Raw genomic sequence first — 21,670 nt, 5'->3', positions numbered from 1 at the left:
CACCTGACTCATAATCAATGAGTGTTAGGTGCTTTTATCTTTATATGGTTCTATAAATTATCGATATAGCGATCAAATGTATTGCTTATTCCGAAAGCAAAATGATTTTCTGTACCCTCTGTCTGTTAAGTATAAAATGAGCCATCTATGTCAACTATTACGCCGCCACGCTCTATGCCACCGATTGATACTCGCTACGCGCGTATTATCGCTATTGCCTTGCCGGTATTGTTGGCCAATTTGGCAATGCCACTTCAAAGCGTCATTGATACTGCCATTGTCGGTAATATGAATGACACCGCTAAGCTTGCTGGTATGGGGTTGGCCATACAGTTATTGTCTTTATTGCTCGTCAGTTTTAATTTTTTACAGTACGCCTCATCTGGACTGTCGGCACAAGCATTGGGACAATTGGCTAGTCATGTTGACAACGCTATCAGCAGTACGACAAAACAACCGAATCTAGCGCCCTCACCACTGCTATCTATTTTGCAACGTGCGTTATTGTTGGCATTCATCATTGGCGCACTGTTACTGCTGGCAAAACCTTGGTTAATAGAGTTTGGTCTGCAAGCATTATCTGCCAATCCTAACAGTGGCCTTGCTGCCAAGACTTATTTGGATGTGCGCTTTTGGGGTGTGATCGCTGAGCTAATGAACTTTGCCTTTATAGGCTGGTTTGCGGGTCAGGGCAAGACTCGCTACATGCTCTACCAACAAGGCTTTATCGCCTTACTTAATATCATTCTAACGCTATTTTTTGTGTATGGCATGCACATGGGCTTGGTCGGTGTGGCACTAGGTACGACTATTGCATTTTGGTCTGGGGTATTATTAGCACTATGGTTAAGTCGTCAACATCTACAAATATCTTGGACGGCGCTGTTTACTGCTGATCGGCAACATTTCACCAAAGATAAAATGCTTAGGCTATTTTCGCTCAATAAAGATATCTTTATTCGTACGCTGATCTTAACATTGAGCTTTGCTTGGATTACCCGCTTATCTGCGCAAAGCGGTGATGTCATTCTGGCGGCCAACGCTATTTTATTGCAGGTACTAAGTATTTCAGCATTTGCCCTCGATGGTGTCGCAGTATCTGCTGAGACCTTGAGTGGTCAAGCAGCAGGACGACGTGATTGGCCACGTTTTCGTATTATCGTCAAACGCACTGGCGTAGTCAGCTATGGGCTTGCCATCATGTTGAGTACGATTTGGTGGCTTGCTATGCCAACTTATTTGAAGTTTATGACCAATATTGAACCAGTCTTCACACTCGCCTATGATTACCATCTTTATGCGGTGCTATTACCATTGGTCGGCGTTGGCGCTTATTGGTTAGATGGCATATTCTTTGGTTTAACAGCGGGTAATGTCATTCGTAACGCTGCCCTTATATTGGCGGCGGTATTTTTCCCTCTGAGTTGGCTACTCTATCAGCAGTGGGACATGACTGGCATCTGGCTCAGCGTTTGGTGTTTGTTGCTGCTAAGGCTGATTATTCTCGGCGGGTTTTTATACCGTGCACATCAAACTGGTAGCTATGAAAAATTACAGCCCAATGTTTAGCATTGATTACCTAAAGGTTTATTTACCTGAAAAATAGGACTTTCTTAACCTTATCGGATAACAATTAGCCCTTCATTATAAAATATAGGGCGTGTTGAACATTCACAAATAGGCACTGCTGATTGCTAAAATGGTTTCATACAAGGCGCAAGTCGACGATAATGTTAATACCTTAGCTAGACTTGCAACGCAGTATGGGGCGATTTTAGCATCAGCCCGTAGGGACAGGACTGTTTTTTGCCGCTTCTGTGTTAAAAATAGACGTTTAGAAAGACTAAACTTAAGATTTTTAACGTTGAATCGCCTAAAAAATAGTCTCTGTCAGTGCCATGGTCGAATGTTCAACACGCCCTAGTCAAAAAACAATACTGTTAGAAAATTAGGATGTCATGTGACCATTCATTCAAAGGAACTAAATCATCAACAAGCCGCTCACTATGATTGGGCAGGAGGCTTCAAAAAGAGCCTGCCAGTCGCGATGGGCTATCTGCCTGCAGGCATCGCCTTTGGCGTGCTGGCGCAAGTGGCTGGTATCCCTATATGGGCAACGATTATGCTCAGTATTGTCTTGTATGCGGGCGCGGCGCAATACGCCTGTTTGCCCATGCTAAGTGCAGGTTTACCGATTGGCAATATGGCCACGAATATCGCCGCTATTAATTTACGCCACGTATTTTATGGTATGCCGTTATTACAATACTTACCGAAACAAAAACTGGCCAAAACATACTGCTTATTTGCCCTAACTGACGAGACTTTTTCGGTCATGACCAGTTTACCTAATGAGTCTCGACAGGCATTAATCCTACCGATCAGTTTGTTTAACCAAAGCTGGTGGGTGCTAGCGAGTACGATTGGCGTGATGATAGGGAGCACACTTAGTGACTTGATACCACATTTAGACTTTGCTTTGGTTTGTCTGTTTGCGATTTTGGCCTATGAGCAGTTTCAAAGTATCAAGCGCTATTTCCCAATTGCTATTGCCGTGATTGCTTTAGCCGTTGCCTCTTTGTTTACTAGCAACTGGCTGTTATTGGTAGCGATTAGCCTTTGTATGCTGATGATTTTGGCCCGTGGTGTGTGGATGCAGCGCCGCGTACAAGGAGACACCGATGAGCAGTAGTTACCTTATTTTTGCCACCTTTGCTATGGCTGCCGTCACTTTTATTACGCGCGCCCTTCCCGCCTTGATACCCAAAAAGCTGCTGGATACGCCTTGGTTACACCGTTTAAATGAGAGCTTACCGTTATCCGTGATGGTATTACTTATTTTAACCAGTCTCTCCTATCAAGACTTATCAGCAAGTACGGGTATGCAAAGCGCAGAGTTACATTTACTCATGGCTCAAATAGGTGCTTTACTTCTGGTATTATTGGTCTATCATTTTAGCCGTCAATTATTGGTGAGCATGATCGTCGGCATCGCTGCGATTAATGGCTTGCTTTGGTTATTCACTCAACTGGCTTAATCGCTAATCATTACTTATAGTCGGGTCAATATAAAAAAGAGACAGCGTGACTGGTATAAGTTTTTTGCAGCCTCTGTCTGCGTAGGCACAGCAAGCAAGAAAAATTTTACCAGTCACGCATCATAATGTTGTTTACCAAACTGGCTTAATGGTTAGGGCGTGTTGAACATTCGACCATGGCACTGACAGAGACTATTTTTTAGGCGATTCAACGTTAAAAATCTTAAGTTTAGTCTTTCTAAACGTCTATTTTTAACACAGAAGCGGCAAAAAACAGTCCTGTCCCTAAGGGCTGATGCTAAAATTGCCCCATACTGCGTTGCAAGTCTAGCTAAGGTGTTAACATTATCGTCGACTTGCGCCTTGTATGAAACCATTTTAGCAATCAGCAGTGCCTATTTGTGAATGTTCAACACGCCCTAATCATTATTAATCGTATTTTGTATAACAGTACCATCTTTTGCAGATTAGAGGAATTAACGACACGCCACCGCAAAATTTGCTACTATTTAATTTTTATTTTTATCATCTAGGTAATGGAATTATGGCCAAGAATGCCCTACAAGCTCAACTTTTAAAAGCGGGATTGGTTGATAGCAAAAAAGCCAAAAAGATAAGCAAGCAATCTGAACATGCCAAGCGCACTGGTGATGCGTCCAATGTGGAAGCCAAAAAAGCATTGGCAGCAGCCCAAGCAAAAAAGCTGGAGAAGGATCAAAAGCTTAATCAAGAAAAACAGCAGCTTTTAGAAGAGAAAATGCTAAAGGCCAATATCGTCCAAATGATTAGGCAGCATCAAATCACTGATACAAAGGGTGAAGTCAATTATCAGTTCGTTGACGACACTAAAGTCAAAAAAATCTCTATCACGCAAAAACTATACGATCAAATCGTAGCAGGTCACGTGGTCATTGCACGCTTGGAAGAAAGCTATGCTCTACTTCCTCGCCCCTTGGCCGATCGTATAGATGCAAAACTAGAAGGCTTTATGGTAGTGTCTAACGATACCTCAGACAATGAGTTAGCAGATGACGATCCTTATGCCGCTTATGTGATTCCAGATGACCTCATGTGGTAGTCTTGCTGATCAGATGTTAGACAGTTACCGATACTATAGTCAAAGTATCCTAAAAATACGACGCTATTGCTGATATCAATTTTTTGTAGCCTCTTTCTGCACAGGCACAGCAAGAAAAATGGATATCAGCAGTGCGTGGTGTATCAATATTACTTTTCATTCACTATACACATTGAAAAAACCGCACCTTTTAAACAAATACTCATTATTTTAAGTCGCAAAAAAAAGGCTGGATTCTATCAAGAATCCAGCCTTTTTATATTTAAAAATTTAGGTATTTAGCAGCTTAAAGCTCTTCTACACCCATCATATCTACAGGTGTATCAGCCACTATTTGCACGCCTTTTTTTCCGGTCTTAGCAGTTTCACTGCGCTGCTCTTGTAGGTGCTCAAGATAGGCTTCATTGATTTGTCCAGTAATGTAGCAACCATTAAATACCGCACAGTCAAAACCTTCGACTTTACTGTATTTGGTGTCTTTTACTGCTTCGATCAAATCGTCTAAATCTTGGAAGATCAAACGATCAGCACCAATAATTTTACGCACTTCTTCAACGCTATGCCCTGAAGCAATAAGCTCGCTACGCACTGGCATATCGATACCATACACGTTTGGATATTTTACGGGTGGCGCTGCACTGGCAAAAAATACTTTACGTGCACCTGCATCACGCGCCATTTGAATAATCTCATGACAAGTAGTACCACGGACGATCGAATCATCAACCAATAGCACGTTTTTACCTTTAAACTCTAACGGTACAGCACTGAGCTTTTGACGCACTGATTTTTTGCGTTGCTGCTGACCTGGCATGATAAAAGTACGACCGATATAACGGTTTTTCATAAACCCTTCACGGTACTTAATATTCATCTTAAGCGCCAGCTCCATCGCTGAGGTACGCGAGGTATCTGGAATAGGAATAACCACATCAATATCGTGATCTTCACCCCATTCTGCAAGAATTTTATCACCAAGCTTCTCGCCCATACGCAGACGCGACTTATAGACTGAGATATTGTCCATGATGGAATCTGGACGAGCAAAATAGACGTATTCAAAGATACAAGGGGTGTATTCTTGCTGCTCGACGCACTGATGCGTATGTAGCTGATGGTCTAAGTCAATAAAAATCGCTTCACCGGGTTTGACATCACGAATAATAGTGAAGCCAGAGCCAGTCAAGGCGACCGATTCTGAAGCAACCATATATTCTGTGCCGCCATTGGCTGCCAAACGTTCACCAAAGATAAGTGGGCGAATACCGTTTGGATCGCGGAAGGCAAGCAAGCCATGACCTGTGATTAAAGCAACAACGCCATAAGCGCCTTCAATACGACTATAAACCGCTGTGACTGCTTCAAATATTTCGGCAGGCATTGGATGGGTTTTTCCTAGATTCTGCATCTCATGCGCCAGCACGTTTAACAGTACTTCCGAGTCTGAATCAGTATTCAGGTGACGACGGTCTTCTTTATATAGAGACTTGGCCAAGCCCTCAGCATTGGTCAAATTACCATTGTGCGCCAGCGTAATACCGTAAGGTGAATTGACATAAAACGGCTGCGCTTCTGCACTGCTTGACGTGCCTGCCGTTGGATAACGAACATGACCGATGCCAAATTTGCCAACCAGTTTTATCATATGGCGATTCATAAAAACGTCACGTACCATGCCGTTTTCTTTACGTAAATAAAGCCGACCATCTTGCAAAGTCACAATACCTGCCGCGTCTTGCCCGCGATGCTGTAGCATTGTTAAGCCATCATAAAGAATCTGATTGACCGGCTCATGAGCTGCAACCCCAACGACTCCACACATAGTTATATCCTATTTTGAACCACACATTAGTAACACAATAACGGCATAAGCTTGACAGTAGCTTATGAAAAACAGCCATCTACTCTTACCGCTGACCTGATGATGTTGCTTAAGCTTAAAATCTTGATGACAGTTTGCTCACTGACCTACAGTCAGCAAAGCCATCAATCATTCACAAATTGAAATTTATGAACCCTAAATGCTATCGAATAATTTTTTATCAAGGATAAGTTACAAAGACTCAGTTATGATTTTTGGTATTAAAACGTTAAAAAATAGGCTTAAAAAACAGGCTTAAGAAACGAAGAATAAGTCTAAAAAACTATGCGTATTAAGACTGATTGACCTGATCCCAAGCCATACCGAGCACGTCTGAGACTAAAGCCTTACCCATTGGCGCATAAGGCATCAGTTCAGGAGCAAGCACCGAGGTTTGCCATTGCGGCATTTTTACCAATAAGGGCGCGCTGACACTCAAAACGACTAATACCATCAATACATTTTTGGCCGCCCCAAGGACGCCACCTGCCATCTTGTCAACAATACCCAGACGTAAGGTTTTGAGTACCCCTGAAAAAGCAAAGGCGACGATATGCATAATCGCTAAGATAATGATTACGACCAATAAGAACGCCGTTGCCATTTGCAAGACAGGGTTTTGTACGATACCTGATAATTGCGGAGCAACTGAGCCTGCCAAGCGCGTGGCAGCAATAAGAGCAATAAACCAACCTGCCAAGCCGACTGCTGTCTTAATGAGTCCTACCTGAAAGCCGCGCCATAAGCCAATTAAGACCACAATAGCAATCACAATATCTAGACCACTCATATGTCACGCCTCATTTTTAGTGGTTGTCTAACTTTCCATGGCATCGTAATAGCCACCGATGGCTTGAATGCATGACTGTACCAGCCCAGGACCTCGATAAATCAGTCCGGTATAAAGCTGTACCATATCAGCACCTGCTTCAATCTTTTTGACCGCTTTGGCACCACTATCGATACCACCCACCCCAATCAAAGCTACTTTACCATCCAGCTGATCAGAGAATTGTTGTAAAATTTGGGTGCTGATGTGGCTCACTGGACGACCCGATAGGCCACCGGCTTGGTCACCATCGGGCAAGTCTTCGACACCGACGCGGCTCAATGTGGTATTGGTGGCTATCAAACCATCAATCTCAAAATCTAACAACTGCTGTGAGATATAATCCACTTGTAGCGGCTCTAAATCAGGCGCTACTTTTAAGACCAGTGGCACATAAAAGCCATACTCTGTTGCCAATTGGTTGTGACGGTTTTTAATCGTATCAAGTAGCTGAGTCAACGCTTCACCACTCTGTAAGTCACGTAAGTTTTTGGTATTTGGCGATGAGATATTGACGGTAATATAGGAAGCGTGTGCATAAACCCGCTCTAGGCAATAGACATAATCATCAGCGGCTTGCTCCACTGGCGTACTGGCATTTTTACCGATATTGATGCCGATATTACCTTTGTATTTACAGCGTTTGACGTTTTCAATCAGGTAATCAACGCCCTGATTATTAAAGCCCATGCGATTGATAATGGCATCGGCTTGTTTGATTCTAAATAGGCGTGGCTTATCATTACCAACCTGCGGTCTTGGCGTGACCGTCCCCACTTCTATAAAGCCAAAACCCAGCTCGGCCAGTGCATCGATATAATCGCCGTTTTTGTCCAACCCTGCGGCAAGGCCAACTGGATTAGCGAACTGTAAACCCATACAGTCTGTAGGCTGCATCGACTGACCATATACCAAACCTAAGGCACGCGCTTTATGGGCTTTATCTAACAAAGATAAGGTCATCTCGTGGGCGTGTTCAGGGTCCATCTTAAATAAAAAAGGGCGAAGTAAGGCATAAGACATAGTAATGACAGACCCTGCTCGAAAAGCAATGATGAATGAGAAAAACGAAAGAGATTAAGCGCAGCGATTATATCAGCTTAACAGAAATAAGACCAAAGTTTCATACAGCAAATTTCTATTCCAAAAAGTCAATAAGCGCTGCTAAACACTGTATATAAATGATATGGGATTGAACGTATTATGGTACAGGTCGTCCATCTGTTAAGGCAATCCAACCTCGTACAATACGATAAAGGTGCCAAATAAAGGTCAAACCCATAATAATAAAACCAATACTGACCAATAAAAATGAACCAATGGCTATATTGCTGCTATCGGCAAACATGCTGACACCAAAACCGCCCAAAGCAAACGTGATGATAAGAATGCCTATGATAAACCAGACGATACTGTACCAAAACGTCTTAATTTGCCAATCAAAATGCGTGGCTAGCCATGAGCCGTCCGCATCGTGGCGCTTAGCATAATTCATGATAATCGGCACGACCCACAACAGACCAGCCGTGAAATAACTGATCACATACAATAGATAGGTGATGTGATTATAAGTGGTTAAAGAACGGCGTTTACTGTCACTCCTGTTGCCGCTTATATTGTCATTTATCATGTGTCTTGATCCTTAACAGGTCATATTATAATCAGACGTCTTAGTCTTAATAGTAGTCTGTTGACGCAGATGCTTATCCGCTTAAGTGCAGGAGAATAATGTATAGGAAGTATTCATCACTAAAGTGTTCAATAAACCTTTGATTGTGTCGGATGAGGTGTTCTTCAATGAAGCTAAATTCAATATACAGTGCGAGGCAGTTAGCATTGTTAAGAAGTAACAGTTGCTTGCACCTCAATGGCTTTGGTGGTCACGTCCTGTTGCATCGAGAGTTGGGTAAATTGCCAACCTTGCTGCTTAAGCTTACCGAGTGCTGCACTCACAACCGCTTGACTGGCATTGGTGAAGCTCAGCTGCACCCCGTCACCAGCCGCAACCACTTGCGCATTGGCAATACCCGAGGTATTTAGTAGCTCACTCACTCTGTTGGCAGGTGGCATAGCAGCTGCCCCATCGACGCTGTTAGTCGCATTGCTATCCACCTTACCCGCTTGCGCGCGCAGCCAAAAATAATCAGCAATTTGCTCTTGATACTCACTTTTGCTATCGCTTGCAGCTTGATGAACCGTATAACCGCCGTAGCCACCCACGAATAACAGTAAAAAAGCAGACAATATAGTCAATGCTAATTGATCGCGTGGAGACAATGCCTGCCAGCGTGATGATAGGACATTTTGATAACTATTCACCCGCTCTGAAAAAGCGCTTGTTTTAGGCGCAGACACGCTACGTTCGGCTCGGCGCTGTAATCGTTTCATGCTCTAACCTTTATTGCCAATAGTTAATCGTGGAGGGTTTAATCTTGAGTAAGTAGATTGCAATCATCTGAGTGAGCACCTTACGGATGGTCATCGTCAAAACACAGCGCTCAGCAAATACTAAAAATTCTCAATAAGCTTAAGATGCTGCTGCCTTGTCGGCACTGACGCTTTCTGGCGTCGTATCATCTTCATTTATACTCACAGTAATTTGCCCACTAAACTGCCCTTGCTCATTGCTATTTACCCGCTCTAGCTTGGCCGTTAATCCTTGAGTGAACAGGGTATTGGCGAATTTATCAAGACTGTCGCGGTCAGGGGCAATCAACGTAAAACTGAGCGTGGATGGTTGCATAACCAAAGCTTGCGCTTTTAGAGAGGACTGCTTAATCAGTGGTGATATGCGTGCCAACACGGCCATATGTGGCGAGGCTTGACCATTGGTACCCAGTTTTGGCGCCATTTGCGTGGTCAAATTGGTGCGCGGGTTTAGACGTTCATCAGGAAACCAAGACTGATATTGCCCCGCAATCGCTGTTTTTGTCGCAGCCGTCGCCTGATGATACTGATAAGACTGCACCCCATCTGTGGCTATCTGTAGCACGAGTGCCGACAGCGCCACCATCATTGCCACTCGTAGATAAGGTGATAATTGCGAATCGGTTGATTTGATAAAGAAATTAAGCGCGTGACGGTCAGGATTGTCAATCGGCTTGGGCGTACTCGTTAGCGTCGTCAATAGCAGCTGATGAGCTGCTATGAGCGCGGCTGTTTGTGCCGAAACATCGCTGGTCGTTACTGGCTTTTGTAAATCAATCCTATGATCAGACTTTGTAGCATCAAGGTCTGAAAAACTTGTACTATCAAAAGCTTCAATGCTTGGTACCACCATCACTTCACTCAGCTGCGGGAAGCGCTCAAAAATCAACGGTAAATAGCTGACCGCCATTCCTTGATATAATGATTGGCGTAGCAGCATCGTCTGGTCATCTTGATAGAGTATGACTTGCTGCCCTGCACCTTCTTCCGGCACTGGTAACAATAGAAAGTCGGGCAGTAATGCTGCGATAGTCATACCAACGAGTTTGGCACTTTGCTGCCATGCCTCAATATCAGCCTGCGCCAGCGCGTATAAATACTGACTATCAGCAAGGCTGGTTTGCCGCACTGCCAATTGCTCAACAGGGGTCAAAGACATCTCTTCAAATAAATACTGCTTACCAGTATTACCCAATTGCTTAAACTGTGCACCACTAAGCTCGGTATCGACGTGTAATACGTGGCTTGATGGAAAGTACAAACATACTGTTTTATGGCTATTGGATTTATAGCTGCTATAAATATCATGCAACTGTTGCCAGCCAGCAACTGACTGCCATTGTTGTACGTCTTCATGCCAGACAGCTAGCGGACTGTGCTGCGCTCTTAACCAAACATGTAACACCAAGTGTGTCCTTAATTATCAAAGCCATAAAATAACAAATTTAGACGTTTTGTAAGAGCCCATGACCATGTTTATGTTTATGTTTATGTTTATGTTTATGTTTAAAGCATCTTAATATTTTTAAACAGGGTCATGATGAATAATATTACTACTACTAAATATAGTCAGTCCAATATGGAAAAGATACAGCGGAACTGGGATGCTTAGTTTTTAATATAAGTTTTGCAGCCTCTGTCGGCGTAGGCACACCAAGCCAGAAAAATTTATACCAGTTTCGCGTTATGAAATAGCGTATCCATTTTATTTAGGATCGACTATAGCCAATGAAAGAGCGATATCAATACGGTTGCTCAGGTACAAAGCGATTGACCTCGGTTGCCATTCCAGACATGATAAAATCCATCTCAAACACTCGTGCTTCTGCCAAAGAGAACGCCTCAGGATAATCACCGGTTAGTAAGGCAGCCAGATTGGCGACGATAGACATATGACACACCACCACGAGACACTGCGCCTCAATCTTTGCTATATCGGTCAACGCACTATGGGCATCGTCAGAAGGCGTTATATTATCTTGTACCGTCGCTGGTACTGTAGGCGCCCGCGCTTGCAGCTCTGCTAGGGTTTGCTGCGCCCTATCATAAGGACTTACGATAAAACGATCAGGCTTATAATTGGTCGTGATATATTTTGCAGTTTGCGCGGCTTGCTGCTGTCCAAAGTCAGTCAGCTGACGAGCGCTGTCTGGACGCGTTTCGTCTTCTGCCTGACCGTGACGTATTAATATCATTTTCATAGCGTTCCTTGTCTATAACCTGGCTTTTTGTCAGCTGCCTTTTTATCAACTGCCTTTCTATGACCTACTTTGCCACTGTCTGACTTTACACGTTTTTAGCAATACACATTTTCAGCAATACACGTTGCCAACAATCGTTTTATTTAGCATCGCTGTCTGTATCAACATCATCGTCATTGTCATTGTCGGAGGTACTACTGGCAGCTTTCATTTGCGCAGTAAGTGCAGCGTTGCTATGGTCATGAGCCATCACAAATTCGACATCACTGCGGAAACCCGCTTCCATCAAATGGAGCGCCACACCCAGCGCGGCCTTATCTTCATAAATAACCGCATAAAGCGCATGGGTAATGGGCATATAAATACCGTCTTTAGTCGCCTTTTCATGGACTTGCTGAATAGTATTAACGCCTTCTGCAGTCTGGCCCAGTTTTTTGACGGCAGCATCAATACTCATACCACGACCAAGCATATTACCGATGCGGTAGTTACGACTTAACTCCGAACTACAAGTGGCGTATAAATCGCCAACACCTGATAGCCCTAAAAACGTCAGTGGATTGGCACCGGCTTCGACACCAAAACGACTCATCTCTGCCAAGGCACGGGTCAATATCATTGCTTTGGTATTCTCACCCACTTCGTAGGCCGCAGCCATACCCATCGCAATGGCATAAATGTTTTTGAGCGCCCCGCCCAGCTCAACACCGCGTATATCATCACTGGCAAATACTCTAAAGAAAGCACTATGCAGTGCCGCTTGTACAGCATGACGTAGTGGTTCAGACTCACTCGCAATCACGGTCGCAGATGGCATATTTTTCATAATCTCTATAGCAAGATTAGGCCCTGACATGACGCCAAAATTCACCTCAGGCAACACTTCTTTGATAATATCACTCATCGTGGCAAAAGTGTCTTTTTCCATGCCTTTCGTTAGCGACACAATAGACTGTCCACTAATAAAGGGGGCGATATTTTTTAGCGTTTCGCGAAAGGCCAAGCCTGGTACGGCAATAAAGATAATGTCGGTATCTTTGACTGCCGATGCTAAATCATGACTATATTTCAGGCGGTCATCAAGCTTATAACCGGGCAGATATTTCTTGTTCGTCTGGGTTTTTGTCATGGCCTTAACGGTACGCTTGTTACGAACCCACAGCGTGGTATCACAACCATTACGCGCGGCTAAGTTCGCCATTGCCGTACCAAAACTACCACCACCTAAGAACGCCAAACGCAGCTTGGTAGGATTGCTGTGAATCTCTGCCATGTTTTTTGCGACTGCTGACTCTACCGTGCTAGGGTTGAGCTTCTTACGACCGATACCAGATTTGCTGGCTCGTTCAATGATGCCTGACAACAGACTGTTTTGTTTGTCAGCGGCTTTGTTACTCTCGTTGCTACTATTCTGAGCATTATCTTTGTTAGTATTGTTGTCATTAGCGCTTGTCATATGCATGTATCCGTATTGACTGACTTATTAGTAATAATATCTTTAGTGGGCAGCTACTGAGGCCAATTGTGTTGCATAAATCATTTTCTTTAATTAGTAATATTGTTTAATAAAAAACCGTCTTTAGCTCAGTAGCCCTCAAGTATGGTTATGACTCAAAGCGAACAAGCGGCTCGATATCAATAGGTTTACGTGGGTGCTCACCTTTAGGACTGGTGCCAGTATAAACAAAAGCCGTGACATAATCATCTGCACTTACGCCGAAATATGCTTTTACCGCAGGTTCGTTACACAATAATCCTGTACGCCATACTGTGCTGAAGCCTTGCGCTTTTAACGCCAAAATCAGATTTTGTACCGCAGCGCCTGTACTTAACATCTGTTCGAAATGCGGTACCTTTTTATGCTCTTGCATCTGAGTCACCACCGTAATAATAAGCGGCGCACGTAGCGGCATCGTCTGAGTTTTTTTCACTGTTTTTTCAGAGAGTATCTCGCCCTCTTCGGTGGCCTTTGCCTCTGCTGCTTCGACAAGGGCACGCCCCAAGTCGTGACGAGCGTCACCGGCAGTCACAATAAAGCGCCACGGACGCAATTTTTTGTGGTCAGGTGCGGTCGCTGCACACTCAATCGCTTCTTCAATCTGGGCTTGCGTTGGTGCAGGAAGATCTAAGTTACCCACACTACGTCTTGAATTAATCCAGTGAATGAGCTCCTCACTAGTAAATGGCGTGCTCTCAGTCGTTAGTGATTTAATAGAGATATTTTCATTATTTTTTGCAGGGTTTCTTTCTATTTGACTGTTTTCTGCTTGACTATCTTGTTCTTGACCACTTTGCACTTGACTATCTTTTGCTTGATTTTCCTTTGTAAAGTTGTTTTCGTCAGACTTATTCATTATTTGTCCTTATTTATTAGGGTCTGTTTAACATTCAAATGTGGCACTGGCAGTGGCTATTTTTTAGACAATACGCAGTGAAATTTTTGACGCCTAGTCATTCTAGGTTAGACAATTTCGCCATGTATTGGCAAAAAACAGCCCTGCCCTGAAAGGCTGATACTAAAATCACCCCAAACGTTGTTGTAAACCTAGCTAAGGTCTCGACATTATCGTCGGTTTACGCCTGATTTGATAAAAGGTTTGGGACGATTTTAGCAATCAGCAGTCCTAATATTTGAATGTTCAACAGACCCTATTGATATTGACTGCCACTATTTATCTCAGCAGATTATCCCGTTATAAATATGATTGGACAATCGTAAACGAAAACCCAAGCAGCCCTTAACCTCTATCTTTAAATCACAATCATACTTTTAAATAAAAGTCCTACCAATAGTAGACCAAGCTAGACTAACGCCGCATTTAATTTATAAAGGATTAACTATATTAAGCAGCATCCGCATTTTCAACACGGTGCTCCATCTTTAAGTAGTCTTCTGATTGCATCTCAAGCAAACGCGAGCGTGTCCGTTCAATCTCAAACGCCAGCTTTTCACCTTGATACAGCTCAAGAATTGACTGCTCTGCTCGAACCAATAGTTTTACGCGGCGATCATAAAACTCATCGACCATATAAATAAACCGGCGCGTTGGATCACGCAGGTCATCATCTAACGCTGGGACCCCATTGACCAGTACCGTATTGAACTGTTTGGCGATTTCAATAAAATCAGCAGCGGAGCGCGGCTCCATACATAAATGACGGAAATCGCAGAATAAAATATCTTCGGTACGGGCATTGATTTTGATCTGCCGACCATTGATAGTGATAGGCTCATTGCTGATTTTTTGATTATTAGACAAGCTCGCAAAGCGGTTGGCCAGCCAATGGTGATTGGCTTTGGTCATGGGTGATTCATACAACTCTGCTTGCTGTAATACGCGCAAACGATAGTCAATACCAGAGTCGATATTCATGACTGTGGTATGGCGCTCAACTTCAGCGATAGCCGGCATAAAACGATCGCGATGCAAACCGTCTTTATAGAGGCCAGACGGCTCAATATTTGAAGTCGCAACCAACGTCACGCCGCGATTGAATAACATGGTAAATAGATCGCCCAAAATCATCGCATCAGAGACGTTGGAGACAAAGAACTCATCAAAGCAGATAATAACGGCTTCTTTGTAAATGATATCAGCAACTTTCTCTAATGGATCACTCTCACCTTGGATGGCATTTAGCTCGCGATGGACGCGCTGCATGAAATGATGGAAATGCTGACGTATCTTGCGATCAATGGTCAAAGAGTCGTAAAACATGTCCATCATCCAGGTCTTACCGCGTCCCACCCCGCCCCACATATACAAACCTTTTGGGGCAACTGGCTTGGCCTTTAAAAAGCTAAAAATGCCTTTTTTTTGTTCCACGCTATTGGTGAGCTGATGGTGTAGCTCATCAAGATAGCTCATGGCCTGATATTGCTGCTCATCTCGAGTAAACTCATCAGTGCTGATGGCTTGCTCGTAACGTTGCAATGGAGATAAACTCATAATAAGACTCATCATTTAAAAAGGTAAATATAAAGAAAAAGGTGTGTAGTGTTAATGACCACTTATTTCTATTTCTATGTGTGACTAGTTAATAAGAATAAAAAATTACTTACTCTTATCAATGCCAAGCGAAATCAGTGCTTAGAGAAATCAATGCTCAGCAAAACTGTGCTGTTCCAACAGTTTTTTTAGCTCAGACAAGCGCCCGTGAAAAAAATGTCCTGCCCCATCCACGATACTGACTGCCAGTCCTAAGCGTTCTGCAAACTCCTGCATATTATCAGGATCAATGACTGTATCAGCATTACCATAAATCTCAAAAGTTTTGTCAGCTGGTAAGCTTAAGTCACTGGTATTATTTTTTTCTACTGAGGGAGCAATCAGCGCGATTTTAGAAACTTCAAAATCACTCAAGCCCCATACATGCGGCGCTTCTATGACTTGCTCAGCCGCACGCGCAATCACGTAGCCACCGAAAGAAAAGCCGCCAAGCCATAACTTACGTGCATTGGTTTGTTCTGCAATCCATTGTAGCACGGTCATTGCATCCACCACCTCTCCTTCAGCATAATCATGCTCGCCTGTCGATTGACCGACACCGCGAAAATTAAAACGGACCACGTGCATACCGTTATCACGGGCAAAACGGTACATCGTCGTGACCACTTTATTGTTCATGGTGCCGTCAAACAAAGGGTTGGGATGACAAAGCAGCGCCACCGTGTCAGTATTCGGATCGTTGGGATTGTCTTGTTGCCATAGCGCGTCAACTTCGAGCACGCCAGCAGGAGCAGGAATCAATTGCATAAACTTACTTAATAATTAAAAATGAATACCTCAATTATCCTAGATATGATTTTTATTTCAAGTGATTTGCTGTGTATGCACGAGGTTTGTGGCAAGTGCACATGGTTTTATCATGGCTAATAGCTTGGAACACTTAGTAAGATTAGGACAATTTTCTTGGCGGCAACGTCAGCAGGTAATACAAGCGCAATACCGCACACAATAACTGCCTAGACACTCCAGACTGCAATAGGTTAAATTTAGTCTGTCTTTTCATGGACGACATTTTTAATGAACAAAACTCTTAACGAACAAAATACTTGCCCTACTTATCTTTGGTTTTTATGGTTAATTTATAGGAAAGAGGAGTAATTTATGAATACTGTTAATAGAACTGCCACCATCACGGCTACTTTGGCGACGGCTCTTATCTTAAGTGCCTGCCAGAGCACGCCTTCATCACCAGTCATTCAACGTGCCAATTCTATTTACGAGACGACTGGCATAGCGGATAGCAAGGTCAAAGCCCAGCAAAATGCACTTGATAGTGCCAAAAATACTTGTCGCAGCAAGCAAGTGATTATCGTTGATGATAAAGTCACTTACAATGGTATTTTAGATGAGCGTGCGGGTCGTATGGTTGGACAAGCAGGTGCGGTTATCGGCTCAATCTTTGGGACTGGCTCACCAGATTTGTCACGCGATGATGATTATGAGTATAAAATCAGTTTCCGTTGCCAATAAAAGAGTCATTATTAACTGACAAAGCTCCAGCATTCTACTAACTTTTTAAGCTGACGGAATAAGCTGATTGAATACTTAAGTATCGCTAGCTTTGCCTTGTACTCGATAAAAATAATGGCATTTGGTTTAAAATATAATAGGGTTTGGCCAGTAAATCAGCGATGAAAATAATATATTGATCGCGGACTTACTGGCTTTACTTTTTGTAGCTGCAATTTTGGGGTAGACTACCCTATCTAATGTTGTACTCACTCTATTCAGTTTTCTAATCTTCAGAATCCTAGTCTTCAGAATCCTTATTTTTAGAACTCTTGTTTTTAGAGCTCTTATTTTTAGAATCCATGGTCTATTATTATGCGCAAACCCAACCTTTCAAATCTCAAATCGGCAAAAGTGTTAGCGCCTGCTAAGGATTTAGCGACGCTAGAAGCCGAACTGGCAGAGCAGGAAGATCATTTAGAAGATACGGTCTTGCGTTTGAGTGACTATTTATCAGCAGTTGAGATGGTCATCAAACAAACCTTTGATCACCGCGTATGGGTGAAGGCTGAAATTCGTAATCTGTCTAGCAAAGGCGGGCATTATTACTTTGAGTTGGCTGAAAAAGATGAAGAAGGCAAAGTCGTTGCAAGCTGCCGTGGTAACCTTTGGCGTTTTAAAGCTGCCCGCGTATTGGCAAAATTTGAGCGGGCGACCGGCATGCCTCTTGAGCGCGACTTGACCGTATTACTCAAAGTATCCGCAGGCTTTCACGCACAATATGGCTTCTCTATTACGATTGAAGACATTGATCCTAGCTATACCTTAGGAGATTTGGCACGGCAATATGCGGAGATGGTCGATCGCTTGACTGGCGAAGGCTTATTGCAGCTCAATCAACAATTACCTGTGCCCTTTGATATCGAGCATGTCCTCGTGATTGCTCCCGAAAAGGCCGCAGGTTTAGGGGATTTTCAAGCCGATGCTGATCGCTTAGCGAGCACGGGCGCTTGTCACTTTCACTACCATAACGCGACCTTTCAAGGCAATCATGCCCCAAGCGAGATTCGCCAAGCCATCGTCAGTGCTCAGCAACGATTCCAAGATACTTATCAGCGCCTGCCTGACTTATTAGTAATTATTCGTGGCGGCGGCGCGGTGGGAGATTTGGCTTACCTCAATGATTACGAGCTTGCGGCATTGGTCGCTGAACAGCTTATCCCCGTCTGGGTTGGTATTGGTCACGAGCGCGATAAAGTGATTTTAGATGAAGTGGCGCACAGCAGCTTTGACACGCCATCAAAGGTAATTGCCGCTATCATGGCGCATTTAGCACAGCTGGTCACGCAGACTTTGCATTATCAAACACAAATAAAACAAGCCGCTCAGCGTCAACTCAATATCGCGGAGCAACAAACGGCGCGACAATTGAGCCAAATACAGTCACGTACCATCGGTCAGCTGACCGCGCTACAAAAAGACAGCGACTATGCGTGGCGTAGTATTCAGCAAAGCGCACAGCGGCAAGTAAAGCAAGCGGCGAGACTGACAACCGAGTTACACACACAGACGCAAACCCTTGCACATCAGCAATTAGCCAGCGCCCATAACTACAGTGATATCCATCAAAAAACCATCATGCAGAGCGCACAGCAGCAGCTGATACAAGCACAACGTGATAGCGCCCATCTTCGTGATATCGTACTCTTGCACCGACCGTCTCGTGTGCTCAAGCAAGGCTACACCATGCTGACTAATGATAAAGACAAACAGATACTCACCAGCAGCACACAGCTCTTCCCTGAGCAAACCATTCATATCGTCTTAAAAGACGGTAAGGCTAAAGCTCAGATTGTTGATGTTAATACTGAGAAGAACACGACAGAAATCTCAGATATACCAAGTTAACCATATAATAATATCTAACGATTGCTCCCCTACTTACTTACTTGTACTTTAAAAATTAGGACACGCTATGACTACCCCTACTCGCAAGCGCAAAAAAGCCGCCCCAAAAACCTTTAAGGCAGCTTACGATATTCTAAAAACCAATGCGGCTGAATTGCAGCAACAAGATGAGCCTGATATCGACAACTTGATGACCACGGTGGAAGAATCAATTGCCGCTTATCGCGTTTGCGAGACGCGCATCAATGCAGTACAACAAGCATTGGATGCCGCTTTTGCTGAAGAAGATAAAACAGAAAATAGCAACAGCTAGAGATAGGCTCATTCTCTATTCGGGTTCATCAACCTCGAAAACTTGGCGCAAATAGGCAAGATACGTATCATTATTGATCATGGTCTTGCCTGGGCTATCAGACAGTTTAGCAACAGGCTGCCCATTACACTCAACCAATTTGAGTACAATATTAATTGGCGTGATGCCCATATCATTGGTGAGATTGGTGCCAATACCAAAGCTGGTTCTGATGCGCTCTTTAAAGTATTGATGCAACTCCCACGCCTTTTCAAGCGTCAAGCCATCACTAAAAGTCAAAATTTTCGTCTTCGGGTCTATCTTTAGTTTTTGATAATGCGCAATGGCTTTATCACCCCAAACATACGGATCGCCGCTATCATGGCGCAGACCATCGAAAAGCTTGGCGAAATACAGATCAAAATCACGCAAGAATGCGTCCATGCCAACGACATCGGTCAACGCGATACCCAAATCACCGCGATATTCATGTACCCAAGCTTCAAGCGCAGCCTTTTGTGAGTCACGCAAACGCACATCCAACGCCTGAAAAGCCTGCATAAACTCATGCGCCATCGTTCCTATCGGTGTCATCCCAAGTTGCTTAGCTAAATAAACGTTTGAGGTGCCGCTAACCACCTTCGGCTCAGCTTTATGCAGGGTTTCTACCACATGCGCTTGCCAGCTTTTGCTAAAGCGTCGACGTGTGCCAAAGTCTGCGACGATGAACGGCGGCTGGTCTGTGTTTTGTTGCTTTGCATACTGCTGCAACAGCGCAACCTTGTCATCCAAACGCCTTTGTCCCTCCTCTATTACCCTAGGGCTCGATAAGGCATTAAAATACAACTCGTTCACGATAGCCAGCACGAACACTTCAAAGAACATCGCCTGAATCATTGGCCCTTCTATATCGATCAGTAAACGCCCTTTATTGTCCGTACTGACGGTGATAAAACGGCGCTTAAGTTTAAACAGCTCTAAATAATCGACAAAATCGGAACGCATAAAGCGCAACCCACGCAAATACTCCAATTCATCTTCTAAGAAGCGCAATTCACACAACATATCCAATTGATGCTCTAATGACTCTCTAATGTCTGCTAGTGGATAGACCGCTTCATTATTATTACGGCAGCGAAATCGATAGACACCATGGGTCTGCGGGAACTGATGTAACATGGCTTGTAGCATGGTAAATTTGTACAAATCGTTATCAAGCAACGAGGTAATAATAGGTGTAGAGGTGACTGTCATGTTACAACCTTAAACGCAAAAGTTAAAAATCCATATTGCTCAATAGCTAAGCGATACCGACTAAAAGATATCAAAAATTCTAATAACAAATGATGATGAGACATTAAAAGACCATTTAGTATAAACACATTTGCGGTTTTTTGCAGGCATCGCGATGCCTAGCAGCAAAAATCATACGAGGGCAAGCAACGTTTATAAAGACTACCTATCCAAACGACTACTTACAACCGCTTAGATTAGTATAAAAAGTAGGTATAAAAGGTAAATCTTAGATTAACACATGAAGTGCAATATCAAAGAGCAGGTGAAAAAGAGGCCTAGATGCGCTAGCATCAAAGCTACTATCCACCGCCAAAGTGAGATTGCAACCATGAGCTATACACATCTAAGCCTAGAGGAACGATATCAGATTTATGCCCTTAGAGGGGCACAACATAGTATTAAATTTATAGCAGGGGCGTTAGGCAGAAGTCCCAGCACCATATCAAGAGAGCTTAGACGCAATAAAAGCCTACGAGGCTACCGGGCAAAGCATGCAGACAACACCGCTAAAGCGAGGCGAGCAAATAATGCCTTCACCATCATTTTAAACGTCTGGGACTGGGTCGTGACTAAGCTTAAACTGCAGTGGAGTCCTGAGCAAATAGCAGGCGTTCATAGTGGAGTCAGTCACACGAGTATCTATCGTTACTTATGGACGGATAAGAGGCAAGGCGGCACGCTATGGCAGTATTTAAGACGCAAAGCCAAACCCTATCGTCAAAGGCTTACCACTGAGACTCGTGGGCGTATTAATGACAGGATCTCAATTCATGAGCGCCCTCATGTAGTAAAAGAGCGATCCCGCATCGGTGATTGGGAAGCGGACACCATCATTGGTCAAAACCATAAACAAGCTATCGTGACAGTGGTAGAGCGAAAGACAGGTTTGGTTAAGATGAAGCGAGTGACTAAAAAGAGTGCTCATCTGGTCGCGGATGCGATGGTGGTAATGCTAACTCCAGTGAAACTACACGTTAAGACGATTACGTCCGATAATGGCAAGGAATTTGCGGATCATAAAGCCATTAAGCAAAGACTCTATAGTGGGTTCTACTTTGCTGATGCTTATGCCTCATGGCAACGAGGAACAAACGAAAATACCAATGGCTTGATTAGAGAGTACTTGCCTAAAGGATGTGACTTTAGACAAGTATCTGATGATGAGGTTCAAAACATTGAAGACAGGTTAAACAACAGACCAAGAAAACGATTAGGGTTTAAAACGCCAAACCAGGTGTTTTATTCCATTACTTAGCGTTGCACTTGGTGTGTTAATCTAGG

The 21,670-nt window shown here is 43.7% G+C and carries 20 protein-coding genes; 8 read left to right on the top strand and 12 right to left on the bottom strand.

Features of this window, described 5'->3' with window-relative positions; translation table 11 throughout:
- The first annotated feature begins 147 nt into the window (after positions 1–147).
- From W293_RS0115350 to W293_RS0115335, 4 genes are all read left to right on the top strand, one after another.
- Positions 148–1,569 carry an MATE family efflux transporter gene (locus W293_RS0115350; RefSeq protein WP_025653267.1) on the top strand — a complete coding sequence of 474 codons (1,422 nt, stop codon included), beginning with the start codon at positions 148–150 and terminating at the stop codon, positions 1,567–1,569.
- Positions 1,570–1,960: 391 nt separating this feature from the next.
- Positions 1,961–2,692, top strand: a complete 732-nt coding sequence (locus W293_RS0115345) for an AzlC family ABC transporter permease (protein ID WP_025653266.1) — start codon at positions 1,961–1,963, stop codon at positions 2,690–2,692.
- Complete coding sequence (locus W293_RS0115340) at positions 2,682–3,038, top strand: AzlD domain-containing protein (protein WP_025653265.1); 357 nt, start codon at positions 2,682–2,684, stop codon at positions 3,036–3,038. The genes W293_RS0115345 and W293_RS0115340 overlap by 11 nt, the downstream gene beginning before the upstream one ends.
- A 544-nt stretch (positions 3,039–3,582) precedes the next feature.
- Complete coding sequence (locus W293_RS0115335) at positions 3,583–4,116, top strand: DUF2058 domain-containing protein (RefSeq protein ID WP_025653264.1); 534 nt, start codon at positions 3,583–3,585, stop codon at positions 4,114–4,116.
- A gap of 286 nt (positions 4,117–4,402) precedes the next feature.
- Here W293_RS0115335 and purF read toward each other — a convergent pair whose 3' ends face one another.
- The 11 genes from purF to W293_RS0115280 all read right to left on the bottom strand — a co-directional run bounded on the left by purF (position 4,403) and on the right by W293_RS0115280 (position 16,191).
- Positions 4,403–5,938 carry an amidophosphoribosyltransferase gene (purF, locus tag W293_RS0115330; RefSeq protein ID WP_025653263.1) on the bottom strand — a complete coding sequence of 512 codons (1,536 nt, stop codon included), beginning with the start codon at positions 5,936–5,938 and terminating at the stop codon, positions 4,403–4,405.
- 331 nt (positions 5,939–6,269) lie between these two features.
- A complete protein-coding gene (locus W293_RS0115325) occupies positions 6,270–6,767 on the bottom strand; it encodes a CvpA family protein (RefSeq protein WP_025653262.1) in 498 nt (165 codons plus the stop codon).
- A 27-nt stretch (positions 6,768–6,794) separates the two neighbouring features.
- Positions 6,795–7,829 carry a quinone-dependent dihydroorotate dehydrogenase gene (locus W293_RS0115320; RefSeq protein ID WP_025653261.1) on the bottom strand — a complete coding sequence of 345 codons (1,035 nt, stop codon included), beginning with the start codon at positions 7,827–7,829 and terminating at the stop codon, positions 6,795–6,797.
- Between the two features lie 178 nt (positions 7,830–8,007).
- Positions 8,008–8,436: a DUF4870 family protein gene (locus tag W293_RS0115315; RefSeq protein WP_025653260.1), complete on the bottom strand. Its 429-nt coding sequence runs from the start codon at positions 8,434–8,436 to the stop codon at positions 8,008–8,010.
- 209 nt (positions 8,437–8,645) lie between these two features.
- Positions 8,646–9,194 (bottom strand): type II secretion system protein GspM, encoded by a 549-nt coding sequence (gene gspM / locus W293_RS0115310; protein ID WP_025653259.1) that lies wholly within the window; start codon positions 9,192–9,194, stop codon positions 8,646–8,648.
- A 139-nt stretch (positions 9,195–9,333) separates the two neighbouring features.
- Positions 9,334–10,638 (bottom strand): type II secretion system protein GspL, encoded by a 1,305-nt coding sequence (gene gspL, locus W293_RS0115305; RefSeq protein ID WP_025653258.1) that lies wholly within the window; start codon positions 10,636–10,638, stop codon positions 9,334–9,336.
- A gap of 337 nt (positions 10,639–10,975) precedes the next feature.
- Positions 10,976–11,434 carry a phosphohistidine phosphatase SixA gene (gene sixA, locus W293_RS0115300; protein WP_025653256.1) on the bottom strand — a complete coding sequence of 153 codons (459 nt, stop codon included), beginning with the start codon at positions 11,432–11,434 and terminating at the stop codon, positions 10,976–10,978.
- A gap of 139 nt (positions 11,435–11,573) precedes the next feature.
- Entirely contained in the window at positions 11,574–12,890 is a 1,317-nt protein-coding gene (locus tag W293_RS0115295) for an NAD(P)H-dependent glycerol-3-phosphate dehydrogenase (RefSeq protein WP_025653255.1), read from the bottom strand.
- A 148-nt stretch (positions 12,891–13,038) separates the two neighbouring features.
- Positions 13,039–13,788, bottom strand: coding sequence for a nitroreductase (locus W293_RS16635; protein WP_025653254.1), 750 nt, complete (start codon positions 13,786–13,788; stop codon positions 13,039–13,041).
- A gap of 489 nt (positions 13,789–14,277) precedes the next feature.
- Positions 14,278–15,384: a cell division protein ZapE gene (gene zapE / locus W293_RS0115285; protein ID WP_025653253.1), complete on the bottom strand. Its 1,107-nt coding sequence runs from the start codon at positions 15,382–15,384 to the stop codon at positions 14,278–14,280.
- Positions 15,385–15,534: 150 nt separating this feature from the next.
- The gene (locus W293_RS0115280) at positions 15,535–16,191 is read right to left on the bottom strand and encodes an alpha/beta hydrolase (protein WP_025653252.1); all 657 of its coding nucleotides are present in this window, start codon (positions 16,189–16,191) and stop codon (positions 15,535–15,537) included.
- 354 nt (positions 16,192–16,545) lie between these two features.
- Between W293_RS0115280 and W293_RS0115275 the strand changes: the two genes are divergently transcribed.
- The 3 genes from W293_RS0115275 to xseB all read left to right on the top strand — a co-directional run bounded on the left by W293_RS0115275 (position 16,546) and on the right by xseB (position 19,114).
- Positions 16,546–16,914, top strand: a complete 369-nt coding sequence (locus tag W293_RS0115275; protein ID WP_037025126.1) for a hypothetical protein — start codon at positions 16,546–16,548, stop codon at positions 16,912–16,914.
- A gap of 354 nt (positions 16,915–17,268) precedes the next feature.
- Positions 17,269–18,801: an exodeoxyribonuclease VII large subunit gene (xseA, locus tag W293_RS0115270; RefSeq protein WP_025653250.1), complete on the top strand. Its 1,533-nt coding sequence runs from the start codon at positions 17,269–17,271 to the stop codon at positions 18,799–18,801.
- 67 nt (positions 18,802–18,868) lie between these two features.
- A complete protein-coding gene (xseB, locus tag W293_RS0115265; protein ID WP_025653249.1) occupies positions 18,869–19,114 on the top strand; it encodes an exodeoxyribonuclease VII small subunit in 246 nt (81 codons plus the stop codon).
- Positions 19,115–19,129: 15 nt separating this feature from the next.
- Here the strand turns inward: xseB and pncB are convergent, their stop codons facing one another.
- The gene (gene pncB / locus W293_RS0115260) at positions 19,130–20,347 is read right to left on the bottom strand and encodes a nicotinate phosphoribosyltransferase (protein ID WP_025653248.1); all 1,218 of its coding nucleotides are present in this window, start codon (positions 20,345–20,347) and stop codon (positions 19,130–19,132) included.
- A 370-nt stretch (positions 20,348–20,717) separates the two neighbouring features.
- On the opposite strand from pncB, the gene W293_RS16630 reads away from it, so the two are divergent.
- Positions 20,718–21,644: an IS30 family transposase gene (locus tag W293_RS16630; RefSeq protein WP_037025096.1), complete on the top strand. Its 927-nt coding sequence runs from the start codon at positions 20,718–20,720 to the stop codon at positions 21,642–21,644.
- Positions 21,645–21,670: the final 26 nt, after the last annotated feature.

The sequence above is a fragment of the Psychrobacter sp. TB67 genome, from assembly GCF_000511065.1.
Lineage (GTDB): Bacteria > Pseudomonadota > Gammaproteobacteria > Pseudomonadales > Moraxellaceae > Psychrobacter > Psychrobacter okhotskensis.
Note: the sequence above shows the minus strand (reverse complement) of the source record. Positions and strands in the feature narration are given on the sequence as shown.